Below are 15,794 nucleotides of genomic sequence, written 5' to 3'. Positions count from 1 at the left end.
CACAATAACGGCCTCTCGGCTTTTACTTATTTCGAATCAGGATATTAGCTGCCCATGAAGGGTAAATATAAAGCCGCCATCGCGCTATTATTAGCCCTCGTGCTGCTACCGCTGGCTTTGCTATTAACGCTCACCCACTGGGTGCCTACGCTGGCAGGCATTTGGCTACCTGCGGGAACCCGAATCTCACTCAATGAAAGCCCGCGGCTGACGCGCTCGTCGCTGCGTATTCCGGATCTGCGCTATCTGGTCGGCGACTGCGAAATCGCGCGCGTCGCCAATGCCTCGCTCTCGCGTCCCAGCCGCTGGCGTTTACATATCGGCGAGCTGGATATAAACAGCGCCTGCCTGAACAAGCTCCCGGAAAGCGAAGCCGCGCCGGGGGCGCCGAAAACCCTCGCCGAATGGCAATCAATGCTCCCTTATAGCTGGCTGACGATTGACAATCTGCGCCTGTCGCCGTGGGATAAATGGCAGGGGCGGCTGGTGATGTCGCTCACGCCGCAGCAGCAGGATATCGGCTATGCCGGGAAAGAGGTTACCCTCCAGGCGCGACTGCGCGGTCAGGCGCTGACGGTCAGCGACTTCTCCGCGCGTCTGGTGGAAGACCAGGCGCCGGTGAAGCTGGTGGGCGAGTTTCAGATGCCGCTGGTGCCGGACGGTTTGCCGGTCGATGGCCACTTGTTCAGCACCTTTGAATTTCCACAAACTCCCGGTCTGGTCGATGCCGAGCTGGAGTGGCAGAAGAACCGCGGGCAACTGCTGGTCACGCCGCGAGGTGAGGTGGAGCCGATGCTTGACCTGCCGTGGGAAATCACCCCGGATCGTATTACCATCAGCGATGGCCGCTGGCACACCGAATACGCGGGCAACGCGTTGAGCGGCCGCGTCGCGCTTTCGCTGGGCAACTGGCAGCAGGGCACCGAGCAGATGCAGGTCAGCGGGCGTCTTAACGTGCTCACTCAGGGGCAGGCCGGGAAGGGCAACGCCGTGCTGAATATCGGCCCCGGCAAGCTGAGTATGGACAGCAGCGACATGCCGCTACAGCTGACCGGCGAGGCTAAGCTCGGCGATCTGATTTTTTACGCCAAACTGCCCGCGCAGCTGAGTGGACCGCTTACCGCGCCGGTGCTCAACTTTCACCCCGGCGCGCTGCTGCGTTCGCGCGGGCGGGTCATCGATTCGTTGAATATTGATGAAATCCGCTGGCCGCTGGCGGGCGTCAAAGTGACGCAGCAGGGCGTTGATGGCCGCCTGCAGGCTATTTTACGCGCCCATGAACAGGAAATGGGCGATTTTACCCTGCATCTTGACGGTCAGGCCGACAACTTTATGCCCGACCGCGGCCGCTGGCAGTGGCGCTACTGGGGCGAGGGTCATTTCACCCCAATGCAGGCGCGCTGGGATGTGAAAGGCGCGGGCGAATGGGCCGACAGCGCCATCATGCTCAACAGCCTGTCGACCGGGTTCGATAAACTGCAGTACGGTTCCATGCTGGTAAGCGCGCCGCGTCTGACCCTGGAAAAACCGATCCGCTGGCTGCGCGATGGGCAGCATCCCAAACTGACCGGCGCGCTGTCGCTGGATGCCGGGAAAACCACCTTCAGCGGCGGCAGCGAACTGCCGCCGTCGACGCTGAAATTTAATATCGACGGTCGCGATCCGACCTGGTTCCAGTTCAACGGCTCCCTGCATGCGCAAAAAATTGGCCCCGTGCGCGTTACCGGGCGCTGGGACGGAGAACGTCTGCGCGGCGAAGCGTGGTGGCCAAAACAGTCGCTGACCGTTTTCCAGCCGCTGTTGCCGCCGGAGTGGAAGATGACCCTGCGTGAGGGAACGCTTTACGCGCAGGTGGCATTCTCCGCCGCAGCCGGGCAGGGCTTCGAGGCGGGAGGTCACGGGGTGCTCAAGGGCGGCAGCGCCTGGATGCCGGATAACCAGATCAACGGCGTCGATTTTGTGCTGCCGTTCCGTTTTAGCGACGGCACCTGGCAGCTTGGCACCCGCCATCCGGTATCGTTGCGCATTGGCGAAGTCGTCAACCAGTTCACCGCGCGCAATCTGACGGCAGATCTTCAGGGGGCCTGGCCCTGGAGTGAAGACGCGCCTTTACAGTTGAGTAACGTCAGCGTCGATATTCTCGGCGGCAAGCTGACCATGCAGCAACTGAGGATGCCGCAGCACGACCCGGCGCTGCTGCGTCTGCAAAATATCTCCAGCAGCGAATTAGTGAGTGCGATTAAAGTGAAGCAGTTCGCCGTCTCCGGCCCGTTTAACGGTGCGCTGCCTCTGTGGCTGGATAACAAAAAATGGATTATCAAAGACGGCTGGTTCAGCAATCCGGGGCCGATGACGATGCGCCTCGATAAAGACACCGCGGACGCGTTGGTGGCCGACAACGTCTCCGCCGGGGCGGCCATTAACTGGCTGCGATATATGGAGGTAGCCAGATCGTGGACGCGGATCAACCTCGATAACCTTGGCGTACTGACGCTGAAGGCAACGATTAGCGGCACCAGCCGGGTAGAAGGCAAAAGCAATACGGTGCACTTAAACTACTCCCATGAAGAGAATATTTTTGACCTGTGGCGCAGCTTGCGTTTCGGCGACAATCTGCAGGCGTGGCTGGAGCAGAACGCCAGGCTGCCCGCGCCGCGCTGTCAGGACAGTCATACCTGTAAGGAACAACAATAATGATCAAACTATTCGCCGCCTTTCTGGCCACCGCGCTGCTGGCGGGCTGTACGCCGCGTATTGAAATCGCGGCATCGAAAGAGCCGATCACCATCAATATGAATGTCAAAATTGAGCATGAAATTCATATTAAGCTGGATAAGGACGTTGAGAATCTGCTCAAATCGCGTAGCGATCTGTTCTGAGGCGATGATGAGAATACGACTGATAACCACGACGCTGGCGCTGGTGCTGTTCAGCGCTCAGGCGCTGGCCCTGACCCTCAATGAAGCTCGCCAGCAGGGGCGGGTCGGCGAAACCCTCAACGGCTATCTTGAACCGCTGCGTCAGGATAAAGAAACCCTTGAGCTGGTGAAGCAGATCAACGCCGCCCGTAGCGACAGCTATCAGCAGCTGGCGGATGACAATAATCTACCGGTGGATCAGGTGGCGAAAATGGCCGGTCAGAAGCTGGTCGCCAGGGCGCAGCCGGGCGAGTACGTGAAGGGCCTTAACGGCAAATGGCTGAAAAAATAGCTATCGGCAGCGCTTGCGATACTCACCCGGCGAGACGCCGAAGCGCTGCTTAAAGGCGGTGGAAAAATGGCTATGATCGCTGAAGCCCCAGCTGTAGCCGATCCCCGCCAGCTTTTCGTCATCATGGGCGCTTTGCAGCGCGCGGGCGCACAAATCGAGCCGACGATTCTTGATATATTGCGCCACCACTAGCCCCTTTTCCGCAAACAGCCGGTAAAGACTGCGCACCGACATGCCGGTTTCGCTGGCCAGCCACTCCGGGCGCAGATGTTCCGCCTGAATCGACTCATCGATTAACGCCATGATTTTCTGAAACTGCTTATCGCGCCGGGACGGCTGGGCCTCCTGTTGATGCAGCATCGGACGCAGCAGGCAGACGATGGCCTCCAGCGCCGCTTTGCTTTCGCTGGCCGAGAGTTCAGGGCTGTTCATGCTTTCATGCAGCAGGCGCTGGCTGAGCTGGACCATCGGCAGGCTTTTCGCCAGCCGGGTAGCGATGCTGATTTCACTGCCGCGCAGCTGCTGCTCCAGCAGCGACCTTGGCAGCAGCAGGGAGGCCTGGCGCGAGGTTTGCTGCCAGATAATCGAGCATGGACGAGATGCGTCAATCAGGGTGATATCGCCGCTCTCCAGCATCGCCTGACGGCCATCCTGCTCAATCGTCGCCTGGCCCGCGAGCTGGAAGACGGTATAAAACCAGGCGTCATTATCGCGCTGGATCTCTTGTCGGGTACGGTAGAGATTAATGCTGCGGGCGGTCACCGTGCTGACTTTCAGGTCGCCCGCGTAGCTGGCGTCGATCTCACCGTGGAAATTATCATCCAGCGGACGGGCGGCGAACTGCCCGCAGACCTGATTGATTTTTGCTAACCAATGCTGGTAATTCTGCCCACGATTTGCCGTACTCATCGCGCGTCCTTTGTAATGATAATGTTTTTGCATTGTTGCACTTATGATGCCGGAGGCAAGGGTCAAAGGCGGAGTATATGAAAGAACTATTACCTGGATCACAGTATTATTATAAAAAAATATTACGTAACACGTTTACTCTGTCACCGCAAATCCGTTATGAAATTTAACAGGGTAAAATAAAAGGAGACATGATTAGTGGAGAGGCAAAAAAGAAATAGTACGTTATAAACATTGAATAGAGGGCTGTGTCATCCCTCTATGATTAGAATGTTCAGGAATGACACAGAATTACACACACCGATATATGGCAGTTAGCAAGTAAAATCAGAAGGGTAATTCCTTGGGCACTTTCTGAAAATAGGGGCTATATCCTGATGATATTACAATCGGGAATGCGATTAATTACATGTGCACCATGGTATACTCTTCATGTCTATCGGGTCACATTAAAGTTCGAAATATTCATTAGTGCCAATACAATACGGAGTTGTTATAGTATAGGCTCACGCAAAATGTGGGACCCTGTTATTCCATTTTGCATAGCATCTCCTGGCGCATCAAACCCAGATCTTGTCCATGATTTATTCCTCGCCACTGCATTTTTGCGTCTTGTCCAAAGTTGATCTAGCTGTTTCGCTTGACGCTCCTGCGGTTCGGGCCGCTGAGATGATTGTTTTACACCAAGGGGACTCAACGTGGATTTTTCCATAAAATTCTCCTGTCTGAATTTTTGCAGACGTTTTCTGTTATTCATTAATGCTGAGTGGATATTAGCATTACCAGAAGAGAATTTATTTCAGCCTTTGTTTATCTTTGTAAATGTATAAAATGCTTCTGAAATCCACTTTAGATAAAATACAGTCGAGGGAGATCCCAGTATGGGGGATGTTATCCGCAGTTGTCATTGCGCAATGATAAATAATCCTGGGGCTAACTACTATACCTGCAGCCGTTGTCGATATCATAATATATTCTGCAGGCCATTAATGAATCAGTGCAGGGATCAAATAATATTATTGTTCCTGCACAGTTCATCATGATAGCGATTATACTTTTACCATCCTGCTAGCGACCTCCGCAGAATGATAAAAGGAATTATATTTATGATTAATAATCAATGGGCTCGCGAATAATAGGGCAGGTCATGCAGTGACCGCCGCCGCGACCGCGGCCTAATTCGCTGCCAACAATGGTGATCACCTCAACACCGCTTTTCCGCAGTTGTGCATTAGTCTTGGTATTTCGGTCATAGGCCACAACCACACCAGGCTCAAGCGCAACCATATTCGCGCCGCTATCCCACTGCTGACGTTCCATGTCGTAGTCATTTCCGGCAGTTTCCACAACTCTTAATTGTTTGAGATTTAGCGCGTGGGCTACCGCGTCTACAAAATTATCTTCATCCCTGGTTAACCGTATTCCGTGCGGCGATCTTTCATCAGGTCGCAATGAAAACGTTTTGATTTGATTAACAATAGGTGGATAAAGCGTGACGAGGTCCCGGTCGCAGAAGGTAAAAACGGTATCAAGATGCATCGCGGCTCGAAGCTTTGGCATGGCGGCAATCATCACCCTCTCAATACCCGAATGCTGATCCGCAAAGAGCGCTTGCGCAAGCTGTGCTATCGCCTGGTAAGAGGTGCGCTCGCTCATGCCAATTAACACTGTTTTATTACCGATCGGCATGACGTCACCACCTTCAAGGGTAGCCGTACCGTGGTGGACCGTTGGATCGCCGTACCACACGTTAACCTTGCCAGCGAAATCAGGATGGAACTGGTAAACGGAAGCCGCAAGCACCGTCTCTTCATGGCGGGCTGGCCAGTAGAGGGGATTAAGAGTAACGCCGCCATTGATCCAGCAGGTGGTATCGCGGGTGTAAAGCGCGTTAGGTAAAGGAGGAAGTAGGTACTGACTCTGTGCAATAGCGGCGTGGAGAAGTCTGCATTCTTCTTTATCGTATTTTCCACCTGAGACGTGTAGCAGTTCCAGCGTTGAAAGGCCGCCAAGTAGAGTCTGCGCGAGTTCGCGGGCGGAAATATTATCGAGAAAGTCTCGTGTTTCATCTATCAGACTCAAGGGGACTTCATCAGGTACCACTTGTAAATCCAGAATCCATTTTCGCGCCAGAGGATTTTTTACCGTTTCTTCCAGCAATTGATGGAACTCAACAACCTCAACCTCGCGCTCACGCATTTTATTCATAAAATCGAAGTGATCGCGTTTGGCGTTCGCTACCCACAGAACATCGTCAAACAACATACGGTCACAATTCCCCGGCGTAAGGCGTTCATGCGCCATTCCCGGTGAACACACCATGACTTTTTTTAATTTACCGACCTCTGAATAAACGCCAAAGGCGGGTGATATGTTTTTATTTTCAGTAAGCATAATATTTCCGTTTATTAAATTTGAATAAGTCCCGTTGCAATAGCATAGATACCGATGATGGCTCCTGACATCAGCATGGCAAACAGAAGACGCTCATGCCTGGTAAAAACTTTCGTCAAATTCTCTTTTCTCGCGAAATAGAAAAGAATAGTTCCCGGGCCGTAAATAATGGTAGAAAGTAAAAGATATTTCACGCCGCCAGCGTAAATCATCATCAGCGAATAAATCAGGGCAATGGTGGACAGTATCAGCCCCTTTCTTATCCCTGTTCCAGAGCCGGAGTAAGATTCCCCGGTTAACGCAAGCTTTAAAGCATATGCGCTGACGAGGAAATAAGGAATTAAGGTCAGCGAGCTGGTTAACTCCAGTGCCAGCTGGAAGGCGTAGTCGGTGAACAGCGTGATGATTAAAAAAACCTGAATAAATATGTTGGTCAGCCAGACAGCCTTATATGGAACCCGGTTAGCGTTCTCTTTAGCCAATATTTTTGGCATCAGTCCGGATTTTGCTGCGCTGTATAACACTTCTGCTGCCAGTAATGACCAGGAGAGATAGGCGCCTAAAACCGATATGACCAGGGCAATACTGATAAAAATCATCCCCGGACGACCCACAATTGTCTCCAGTACCCCTGCCATCGATGGTTGACGAAGCGCGGCAAGCTCAGGTCGTAAAAGTACCCCATATGAGAGGAGAGTGACCAGACACAGAATGCACAGGACGCCGATAAAACCGAACACCGTGGCGGTACCGATATGGCTACGTTTTTTCGCCAGGCGGGAATACACGCTCGCCCCCTCTATCCCGAGTAAGACGAATACCGTCACCAGCATAGTATTGCGGACCTGCGAAAATAAGGACTCGTGCGCATTGTCAGGCGCGGCGATATAGTGCATAAGGTCATGGTACCCTTCAGAGAGGGTATGGGAGTGAATGTCCTTGATGTCGGATCCCCCCCCAGAAGTTAACGGTGAAAATGTCAGCGTTGAACGCGAACATAAGAACGACAATAAAGACACCTATCGGAATAATTTTGGCCCAGGTGACCACCGTATTAATAATTGCAGCTTCTTTTACGCCCCTTAATACCAGAATATGGAAACACCACAGAACAACAGAGGCAGTGAGAATTGCGTATAAAGTATTGCCATCACCAAAGATGGGTGAGAATGTGCCGAGGGTTGATTTTATCAGCACAAAATAAGATACGTTGCCGATACAGGTCCCCGCCCAAAAACCGAGCGCGGAAGTAAACCCAAGGTAATTCCCGAATCCTTCTTTAGCGTAAATAAATATACCCGAATCCAGATGTGGTTTTCTTGTGGCCAGAGTCTGAAAGACCAGGGCGAGGGTTAACATTCCCCCTCCAGCGATACACCACGCGATGATGGCACCAAGCCCGCCCGCTGCGCGACCAAAAGTGGCGGGAAGTGAAAATATTCCTGCACCAATCATCGAACCGACCACCAACGCGGTCAGCGCAGGCAAAGACAACTTTGCATCCGATTTATTCATGATTGAATATCTTGCTCGTATAAATTAATGATAAAACCGCTTCTCGCAGCAGATTGTCTGCGTAAGTCCATACCGATAAAATGAGGTGGCATCCCGTCAGATGAAACATCATATAATGTTAAAGTCCGGTATAAATCAGCGTGAAAAAACGGATATTGACAGTGATGGCCAGCATCACCAGCATAGACAGAACAAACATTATGCCCATGCGCATAGACGCTATTTTTTTCTCATAGAAGTTGAGATCTTTATTTTTATGTATTTTTCTGCGTTGATAGATAAACATAATGCATAGCGAGATATAAAGTACGGGAGAAATAAGGTGAAGGTAGCCATAAGACCACAATAACAGTTCACTGGTGCCCATGGCGATAAGCCAGGCTATAATAAACAACATATCAAACCCTTTTATAAATGTTTTTAATGAAATTTCGACTTTAAGTAGAAAAAAATGGAAAAAATGACATCTACGAAAATCCATAGGCCGCTTAGTAATGCGATATTTTTAATCGCACCTATCCAGAATGTCGTATCGTGACGCATTCGATGTTCAGTGAATGGGGATGAGGAACTAAAATATAGTGTGTAAATACTGATGGTTAGCATTAACACATTCACTATAATGAATGCGATAAATACAATGCTGTTGATGCTTTTTTTTCTCTTCGGTTTATTTTTCATAATGTTCACGCAATGGGTTTTCGCTTTATTAACCAGATATTAGTGATCTATATTAAACGGATATTAAACAAGGGAGGCTGGCTTTTTGATCAGAATCAATTTAACGAACATTAAAAAACCATAGAGAGTCGTTTAAGGATTGTTTAACAAAGCATGATATTGTGCCGTTATCTTACATGTAGTTCGCTTATTAAACTAACAAAGAGAGTTTTAGTCAGGTGGAGGATATGTTGTCAATGATCGTGTCTGTGATTGTAGGATGTTGAATTGATATCAGTTAAAAATGCCTGCTCAGAACAATAGGGGCTGTTTATACGCTGAAATATAGGCATTGCCAATATTTTGATGAATTTCAATGGGCCAGCTATTTGCATGGTTATTTTAATATTTCATAATTGTTACGAGTGACAAGGTTAATGCGCCGGAATATCGTCATTGCTGTGATTTTTTTACTCACAATCGTCGGGTGTAGAGGATCTTCAATTGATGCCGATAATAATATGGAAAATACTTTTTATACACAAGAAATACCCCCCTCATACGGTATTGTTACTGGTGTAAACTATATAACTCTCCAAAACGATACGGGTTACAATACTGTAGGTACCGTTAGCGGCGGGGCTCTCGGTGGTATTACCGGATATACCCTTACTGGTCAGCGCCAGGTGATAGTGGGTGTTGCTGCCGCTGGCGTGTTGGCCGGGCAAGCAGTACAGAGACGGTTGGCTCGTAGCCAGCTTGTTGAGTTGTTTATCAGACCCACTGATGGACGTGATTTTGTTATTGTCCAGCCAACAAGAGGAACGCCTTTTTTCGTCGGACAGAAAGTCAAGGTCGCTTATCGACGAGGCAACATTGTCATTTTTCCCGGATAAATGAGTAGCGTATCAAGGTTAATATAACGGCAAGAGAGGATATCGTCATTGAATGCGTCCTCGGGTATCTCAATCAGGCCTGGCCAGCCGGCGTTTTTCAATAATGTTGCCTGTCCACCCATCGACTTAATTGCGGCGCCTGTCACAGCGGCAACAGCGAATGTCACAGAGAAAAAAGCGTGAATCGCGACCCCGGCATAAACTGAAACCACTATCCGTGAACAATAAGGAAGGGGTATGTCCACATCACAGGTCGCGCTACTCGCCAGCGTGCAGCAGTTTCTAGACAGACAGCATGGGTTGTATCTCGACGGTGCGCAGCAGGCGGCAGAGAGCGAAAAGCGTTTAACCGTCTGGGATCCGGCCACCGGTCAGGCTATCGCCAGCACCGCGGATGCTAACGCCGCGGATGTCGATCGGGCGGTGATGTCCGCCTGGCGTGCTTTCGTTTCCCGCAGCTGGGCAGGGCGGACGCCCGCCGACCGCGAACGGATCCTGCTGCGCTTCGCCGATTTGGTGGAGCAGCACGGCGAGGAGCTGGCGCAGCTGGAGACCCTGGAACAGGGAAAATCGATTAACATTTCCCGCGCCTTTGAAGTGGGCTGCACGCTGAACTGGATGCGCTATACCGCCGGGCTGACCACTAAAATCAGCGGCCGCACCCTCGACGTATCGATTCCCTTCCCACCGGGGGCGCGCTATCAGGCGTGGACCAAAAAAGAGCCGGTGGGCGTGGTGGCCGGGATCGTGCCGTGGAACTTCCCGCTGATGATCGGCATGTGGAAAGTGATGCCCGCGCTGGCGGCTGGCTGCTCAATCGTCATTAAGCCGTCGGAAACCACCCCGCTGACCCTGCTGCGGGTGGCGGAACTGGCAACCGAGGCCGGCGTGCCCGACGGCGTTTTTAACGTGGTGACCGGCAGCGGCGCCGGATGCGGCGCGGCGCTGACCTCGCATCCGCAGGTCGCCAAGGTGAGCTTTACCGGATCGACCGCTACCGGTAAACAGATTGCCCGCGTGGCCGCCGATCGCCTGACCCGGGTCACGCTAGAGCTGGGCGGCAAGAACCCGGCTATCGTGCTGAAAGATGCCGATCCGCAGTGGGTTATTGAGGGATTAATGACCGGTAGCTTTCTGAATCAGGGGCAGGTGTGCGCCGCCAGTTCGCGAATTTATATCGAAGCGCCGCTGTTCGATACGCTGGTGAGCGGCTTTGAGCAGGCGGTGAAGTCGCTACAGGTCGGACCCGGAATGCTCGAGAGCAGCCAGATTAACCCGGTGGTGTCGCAGGCGCACTGCGCGAAAGTGGCGGCTTATCTTGATGAAGCCCGTCAGCAGAAGGCAGAGCTGATTAGCGGTCACGTGGGGCCGGATGCGCAGGGCTACTATATTGCGCCAACGCTGGTGATTAATCCCGACGCCGGGCTGCGCCTTAGCCGGGAAGAGGTTTTCGGCCCGGTGGTGAACCTGGTGCGCGTGGCCGACGGCGAAGAGGCGCTGCGTCTGGCCAACGACAGCGATTTTGGCCTGACCGCCAGCGTCTGGACCCGCGATCTGAGTCAGGCGCTGAGCTATACCGATCGCCTGCAGGCGGGGACGGTGTGGGTCAACAGCCATACGCTGATCGACGCCAACCTGCCGTTCGGCGGCATGAAGCAGTCCGGCACCGGCCGCGATTTCGGCCCCGACTGGCTGGACGACTGGTGCGAAACAAAGTCGGTTTGCGTGCGCTACTAGCCGCCTGTTCCCCGGTGGGGGCTGGCGCCTCACCGGGGCTACACGCGCGTAACTTGCGGATTCTGTCGCCAGGCCTACGGCAAAATCCGCACCTCGATACCTCAAATCCGCCTCATCTCCGTATGCCCGGTTGCGCCTGCCGCCGGGCGCCTTTTTCCAGGAGTAAGCCGTCAGTCCAGCAAGGAAGGGTCGGCGTCGATCATCATCTGCTTCATCTCTGCAAAATGCTGGCGTGAAAAGTCGGCGATCCCCTCCCAGTCCTGCGCGGTTTTCTCCGCCACCGCATCGGAGAGCACTTTCAGCGGCTGCCCCGTTGACCACGCGGTCACTAGAATCTGACAGGCGCGCTCCAGAGTCCAGATATCATCGAAAGCCTCGCCAATCGACGGCGCGGTCACCAGTACGCCGTGGTTGCCCATCAGCAGCCGGCGCTTGTCGGCCAGCAGCGACGCCAGACGCGCGCCTTCCGCCGTGGTATCCGCCATGCCGCCGTATAACCTATCGACGGCTATCCGATTGAAATAGCGCGCCGTGTTCTGATCGATCGGCGGGATATGCGGTGTCTCGAGGCAAGCGATGCTGGTGGTATACACCGGATGCAGGTGCAGCACCACCCGCACCTCCGGCAGGCGCTGGTGGATTTGCCCGTGAATCGCCCACGCCGTGGCGTCGACGTCAGATCGCCGGGCGCAGGCTTCATCATCGGCGTCCAGCAGCAACAGGTCGCTGGCGCGGATGCGCGAAAAGTGTTTCCATTTCGGATTCAGCAGGAATTTTTTGCCGTCTGCCGAGATGGCCGCGCTAAAGTGGTTGGCCACCGCCTCGTGCATCCCGAGATGGGCGATGATACGAAAGGTCGCCGCCAGGTCGATGCGCGTCTGTTCTTCATAAGACCGGGCCATGTCGTTACTCCGCTTTTGGCATCAGGGTTTGCAGGTCCTCCGGCGTCGGCGCCTGGAAGTTATATTTCTTCAGCAGCGCGGCGTATTCCGGCGTCGCGCTGTATTTCTTCAGTCCTTCCTCCAGCGCGGTTTTCACTTCGCTATTGCCTTTTTTCACCCCAAAACCATTGAGCACCGGATAAATTAAGGTTTCGGAAGAGATCGTCACCCGATCGCCAAGCTTATCAATCACGCCGCGCGCCACCGCCGCATCGGTGATTTGCGCCTCAACCGCCCGCGACAGCAGCGCCTGGGTGGTTTGCGGGTCGGTGGTGTATTCGCTAAGCGCTATTGGCTTCAGGCCCTTTTTCACGCAGTAGTCGGCGGAGAGCTTTTGCAACTGCGCCAGCCAAGAGGTCGCGCCCATAGAGCCAATTTTATGACCGCAAAACTCTTCCGGCGTTTTCGGCTGATAGTCGCTGCCTTTCAGCGCGAGGATCGCTTCGCCGCTTTTCAGATAGGGCACCATATCGATAACCTTCAGACGCTCGGCGGTGATGTACATCGACGAGTTAGTAATATCGAAGCGTCCGCCCTGCAAACCAGGAATCAAATTCGGAAACCGGGTATCAATATTCACCGCCTCGCGGCCCATGGTTTTTGCCAGCCCGGCAAGAAACTCGATATCGAACCCGGCGGGCTTGTTGTTTTCCATATATTCATACGGGAAAAAGGTCATATCCGAACCGGCGGTAATTTTCCCCGGCTGCTGGAAGGCCAGGGCGCTAAAGGACGACAGGGCGCCAGCGGCGCAAAGGAGCAGGACAGCAGGGCGCAAAGCATTAATACGTTTCATAGAACCTCCAAAAAGTGGGCAAATTACATGCTGGCGCGATCGGTACCGGCCTGCTGGACAAAAAAGGATGCGCCGCGCGGTTTTTGCGGCAGACGTAAATGATTAACGGTACTACGCACCAGGCCGCTCTCTTCACCGGCAACCATCTGCCCGGCGTGAACGCTGGGCAGCGGATTTTCACCGAACGGCAGGGCATCTTCCGCCGCGTAGACGCTGATAAACAGCGTGCGCGGGAGATCGGTTTCATTAGGGCTGGAGGCGTGAAGCAGGCGGGTATGCATAAAGCACACCGAACCCGCCGGGCCGAAACAGGCCTGCGGATGCTGGCAGTGGGCTTCTTCTACCTGCGGGGCCACGGCGCCGGTAAAACGCTCGTTTTGCCAGTGGGACCACAGCGGTCCCTGGTGGCTTCCCGGGACCACGTTGAGCGGACCGTTTTCTGGCGTCACTTCGCTAACCATCAATAGGGCAGTGATAATGTCGTCGTTGCTGTGGGGAGTGAACAGAAAATCCTGATGCCATTTCACCTGCGTGGCGGTGTGCGGCAGTTTGGAGTTGATTTTGCTGTGATGAAAGCGGGTCCCGCTGCCGCCGATGAGCTGGCCGGCAATCGCCGCCATCCGCGAATTAAAGGCGGCGTGGCGGTAGGCGGCGGAAATCTCGGTGGGCGAACTGACCCGGCGCAGCGAGGGGTGGTTCGGCGCGTGATCGCTTTCGAGGTCGAAGCGCGGACGGCCGTCCAGGGTTTCTCCCCACGCCTCGCTATGCTGGCGGCTCTCTTCGACCCATGCGTCGAAATCGGTCTGCAGCAGAGCCACCTCCTCGGCGGAGAGCACCTCTTCAACAACCAGAAAACCCTGCTGATGAAACTGTTCGATTTGCCACTGCGCGATCATATTTTTCTCCTTTCAGGAACGGAAGCGTTAAGCCAAAGAGACATCTTTCAGGAAGGCGTCCACGCGCGGATGCTGGCCATCGCGCATTGCCTGAGGCGTGTCGTCGCAGACCACGCGTCCTTTTTCCATAAACACAATTCGATCGGAAACCTTAAAGGCGAAGTTCATCTCATGGGTGACGATCACCATGGTGATACCTTCATGGGCCAGCGATTCGATAACCTGCAGAACCTCGTTAACCTTTTCCGGATCCAGCGCCGAGGTGGGTTCATCGAACAGCATAATTTGCGGACGCATCATCAGAGCGCGGGCAATCGCCACCCGCTGCTGCTGGCCGCCCGAAAGCTGATGCGGATATTTCCACGCGTGTTCCAGCATCCCGACTTTATGCAGCAACTCGCAGGCGTGCTGCTTGAGCTCGCCTTCGCTGGCCAGATGGTGATAGCGCGGTGCCAGCAACAGGTTGCCGAGCACGGTCAGGTGGGGGAACAGGTTGAAGCTCTGGAAGACCATGCCGATATTCTGGCGATGCTCGCTGTTCTCCATAAAACGCGGCTTCTGCTGCCCCTGGCGCTCGAGGTGAATAAATGGCTGACCGTTAATTTTGATCTCGCCGTTATCGATCTGCTCAAGGCCGTTCAGCAGGCGGATCAGCGTGGTCTTACCGGAACCGGACGGGCCGATGACGGAGACGACTTCGCCGGGCTGAATTTGCAGGCTGACCGCGCCCAGCACTTCGACATTGTTATAGGCTTTATGCAATTTAGACGCCTGCAGCGCTGGCTCCTGCGCCACGCTGACGCTGCGGGCCATTGCCGGACGTCGCGCCGTGGCCAGCTTCTGCATTTCTTCATCCACCGGGCGCGTGGTTTTACGTTGCGTGACGTCGAGCCAGGTCTCGAGACGCTTAAGCAGAAAATCAAATACCGTGACGATCAGGATGTAGTAAAACGCTACCGCCGCCATGGTCTCCATGACGAGGAAATTCTGCGAATAGAGGCGCTGGCCGACCATTAGGATCTCGGTCAGGGAGATAACCGACACCAGCGAGCTGAGCTTGACGATGGCGATATACTCATTGGCCAGCGCCGGTAGGGCGACGCGCAGCGCCTGCGGGATCACCACGCGCCACTGGGTGCCGGCATAGCGCAGCCCGAGCGCGCGGGCGGCTTCGCTCTGTCCTTTCGGAATCGACAGCAGCCCGCCGCGATGAATTTCAGCAATATAGGCGGCTTCGCTCAGCACCATCGCCAGCAGCCCGGCCCAGAACGGGTCGTTCAGCACCGGCGCGAAGGAGGGCAGCGCCTGCGGCATGTTGTAGACAAAAATCAGCAGCACCAGCAGCGGCATGCTGCGAAACAGCCAGATATAGAGGCGGGCAGGCGCGTTAAACAGCTTGCGCGGCGACTGTTTGGCCAGCGCCAGAATGAATCCCAGCACAATGCTGAAAGCCCAGGTCAGCAAACTTAATTTGATGACGGTCCAGGTGGCCTGCCAGAAATCGACATCGCTGAGCAGGCTTAACATATAGTTCCAGTTAAACGTCATGGGCTATTTCACTCGCCATAATTAACGGAAATTAAGGCGATTCCCCTGTTCTAAAATGGGGAGCCGCCGGCGTTCATCTTGCCCTGACACTATGCTGGCACTGTTCGACCGGTGGCAATTAGTAAATTTTTGGCCTTTAAGTTTAAAAAAACTATACAGCTATATTAACCTCAAGGAATTTAACGCAATTAATGAGAAACAGCATTGAAACAACTTAAAAACAATCACCGTTATTTTTAAACCTGATTTTTTGCAAAACGGTATTTTGTGCAATATTGGGGCATGTTGCGGG

At 53.8% G+C, this 15,794-nt stretch carries 12 protein-coding genes and 1 pseudogene; 5 read left to right on the top strand and 8 right to left on the bottom strand.

Translation table 11 applies throughout. The features are described 5' to 3' along the window. The first annotated feature begins 54 nt into the window (after window positions 1-54). From EGY08_RS02160 to EGY08_RS02150, 3 genes are read left to right on the top strand one after another with little or no spacing between them, the layout of a single operon-like run. Window positions 55-2,694: a YdbH family protein gene (locus EGY08_RS02160; protein ID WP_087829542.1), complete on the top strand. Its 2,640-nt coding sequence runs from the start codon at window positions 55-57 to the stop codon at window positions 2,692-2,694. Further along, window positions 2,694-2,879 (top strand): YnbE family lipoprotein, encoded by a 186-nt coding sequence (locus tag EGY08_RS02155; protein ID WP_004121063.1) that lies wholly within the window; start codon window positions 2,694-2,696, stop codon window positions 2,877-2,879. The genes EGY08_RS02160 and EGY08_RS02155 overlap by 1 nt, the downstream gene beginning before the upstream one ends. Window positions 2,880-2,886: 7 nt before the next feature. Continuing rightward, the gene (locus tag EGY08_RS02150; protein ID WP_004121062.1) at window positions 2,887-3,210 is read left to right on the top strand and encodes a YdbL family protein; all 324 of its coding nucleotides are present in this window, start codon (window positions 2,887-2,889) and stop codon (window positions 3,208-3,210) included. On the opposite strand, the gene feaR is transcribed toward EGY08_RS02150, so the two are convergent. From feaR to EGY08_RS02130, 4 genes and pseudogenes are all read right to left on the bottom strand, one after another. Then, window positions 3,211-4,119, bottom strand: a complete 909-nt coding sequence (feaR, locus tag EGY08_RS02145; protein ID WP_123828131.1) for a transcriptional regulator FeaR — start codon at window positions 4,117-4,119, stop codon at window positions 3,211-3,213. Window positions 4,120-5,229: 1,110 nt separating this feature from the next. Next, window positions 5,230-6,513, bottom strand: coding sequence for an arginine deiminase (locus tag EGY08_RS02140; protein WP_004121060.1), 1,284 nt, complete (start codon window positions 6,511-6,513; stop codon window positions 5,230-5,232). A gap of 14 nt (window positions 6,514-6,527) precedes the next feature. Then, window positions 6,528-8,028: pseudogene (locus tag EGY08_RS02135) on the bottom strand (amino acid permease). Window positions 8,029-8,146: 118 nt separating this feature from the next. Next, on the bottom strand, window positions 8,147-8,425 hold the full coding sequence (locus tag EGY08_RS02130) for a hypothetical protein (protein WP_004121058.1): 279 nt from the start codon (window positions 8,423-8,425) through the stop codon (window positions 8,147-8,149). A 700-nt stretch (window positions 8,426-9,125) separates the two neighbouring features. Between EGY08_RS02130 and EGY08_RS02125 the strand changes: the two genes are divergently transcribed. Together EGY08_RS02125 and EGY08_RS02120 are read left to right on the top strand one after the other, a co-directional pair. Continuing rightward, the gene (locus EGY08_RS02125; protein WP_049114307.1) at window positions 9,126-9,584 is read left to right on the top strand and encodes a hypothetical protein; all 459 of its coding nucleotides are present in this window, start codon (window positions 9,126-9,128) and stop codon (window positions 9,582-9,584) included. Between the two features lie 237 nt (window positions 9,585-9,821). Further along, a complete protein-coding gene (locus tag EGY08_RS02120; RefSeq protein WP_049114308.1) occupies window positions 9,822-11,321 on the top strand; it encodes an aldehyde dehydrogenase family protein in 1,500 nt (499 codons plus the stop codon). 170 nt (window positions 11,322-11,491) lie between these two features. Here the strand turns inward: EGY08_RS02120 and EGY08_RS02115 are convergent, their stop codons facing one another. The 4 genes from EGY08_RS02115 to EGY08_RS02100 are packed head-to-tail and all read right to left on the bottom strand — an operon-like array spanning window position 11,492 to window position 15,502. After that, entirely contained in the window at window positions 11,492-12,223 is a 732-nt protein-coding gene (locus tag EGY08_RS02115) for a class II aldolase and adducin N-terminal domain-containing protein (RefSeq protein ID WP_049080210.1), read from the bottom strand. A 4-nt stretch (window positions 12,224-12,227) separates the two neighbouring features. Beyond that, window positions 12,228-13,058, bottom strand: coding sequence for an ABC transporter substrate-binding protein (locus tag EGY08_RS02110; protein ID WP_004121052.1), 831 nt, complete (start codon window positions 13,056-13,058; stop codon window positions 12,228-12,230). 23 nt (window positions 13,059-13,081) lie between these two features. After that, complete coding sequence (locus EGY08_RS02105) at window positions 13,082-13,954, bottom strand: phytanoyl-CoA dioxygenase family protein (protein ID WP_087829524.1); 873 nt, start codon at window positions 13,952-13,954, stop codon at window positions 13,082-13,084. Between the two features lie 27 nt (window positions 13,955-13,981). Next, window positions 13,982-15,502 carry an amino acid ABC transporter permease/ATP-binding protein gene (locus tag EGY08_RS02100; protein WP_004121048.1) on the bottom strand — a complete coding sequence of 507 codons (1,521 nt, stop codon included), beginning with the start codon at window positions 15,500-15,502 and terminating at the stop codon, window positions 13,982-13,984. Window positions 15,503-15,794 lie beyond the last annotated feature (292 nt).

The organism is Klebsiella sp. FDAARGOS_511 (assembly GCF_003812845.1).
GTDB classification, from domain to species: Bacteria; Pseudomonadota; Gammaproteobacteria; order Enterobacterales; family Enterobacteriaceae; genus Klebsiella; species Klebsiella grimontii.
Note: the sequence above shows the minus strand (reverse complement) of the source record. Positions and strands in the feature narration are given on the sequence as shown.

Coding starts and splice junctions, on each gene's coding strand:
- EGY08_RS02160 (WP_087829542.1), top strand. CDS start 55: ATGAAGGGTAAATATAAAGCCGCCATCGCGCTATTATTAGCCCTCGTG.
- EGY08_RS02155 (WP_004121063.1), top strand. CDS start 2,694: ATGATCAAACTATTCGCCGCCTTTCTGGCCACCGCGCTGCTGGCGGGC.
- EGY08_RS02110 (WP_004121052.1), bottom strand. CDS start 13,058: ATGAAACGTATTAATGCTTTGCGCCCTGCTGTCCTGCTCCTTTGCGCC.
- EGY08_RS02140 (WP_004121060.1), bottom strand. CDS start 6,513: ATGCTTACTGAAAATAAAAACATATCACCCGCCTTTGGCGTTTATTCA.
- EGY08_RS02125 (WP_049114307.1), top strand. CDS start 9,126: ATGCGCCGGAATATCGTCATTGCTGTGATTTTTTTACTCACAATCGTC.
- EGY08_RS02115 (WP_049080210.1), bottom strand. CDS start 12,223: ATGGCCCGGTCTTATGAAGAACAGACGCGCATCGACCTGGCGGCGACC.
- feaR (WP_123828131.1), bottom strand. CDS start 4,119: ATGAGTACGGCAAATCGTGGGCAGAATTACCAGCATTGGTTAGCAAAA.
- EGY08_RS02100 (WP_004121048.1), bottom strand. CDS start 15,502: ATGACGTTTAACTGGAACTATATGTTAAGCCTGCTCAGCGATGTCGAT.
- EGY08_RS02120 (WP_049114308.1), top strand. CDS start 9,822: ATGTCCACATCACAGGTCGCGCTACTCGCCAGCGTGCAGCAGTTTCTA.
- EGY08_RS02105 (WP_087829524.1), bottom strand. CDS start 13,954: ATGATCGCGCAGTGGCAAATCGAACAGTTTCATCAGCAGGGTTTTCTG.
- EGY08_RS02130 (WP_004121058.1), bottom strand. CDS start 8,425: ATGTTGTTTATTATAGCCTGGCTTATCGCCATGGGCACCAGTGAACTG.
- EGY08_RS02150 (WP_004121062.1), top strand. CDS start 2,887: ATGAGAATACGACTGATAACCACGACGCTGGCGCTGGTGCTGTTCAGC.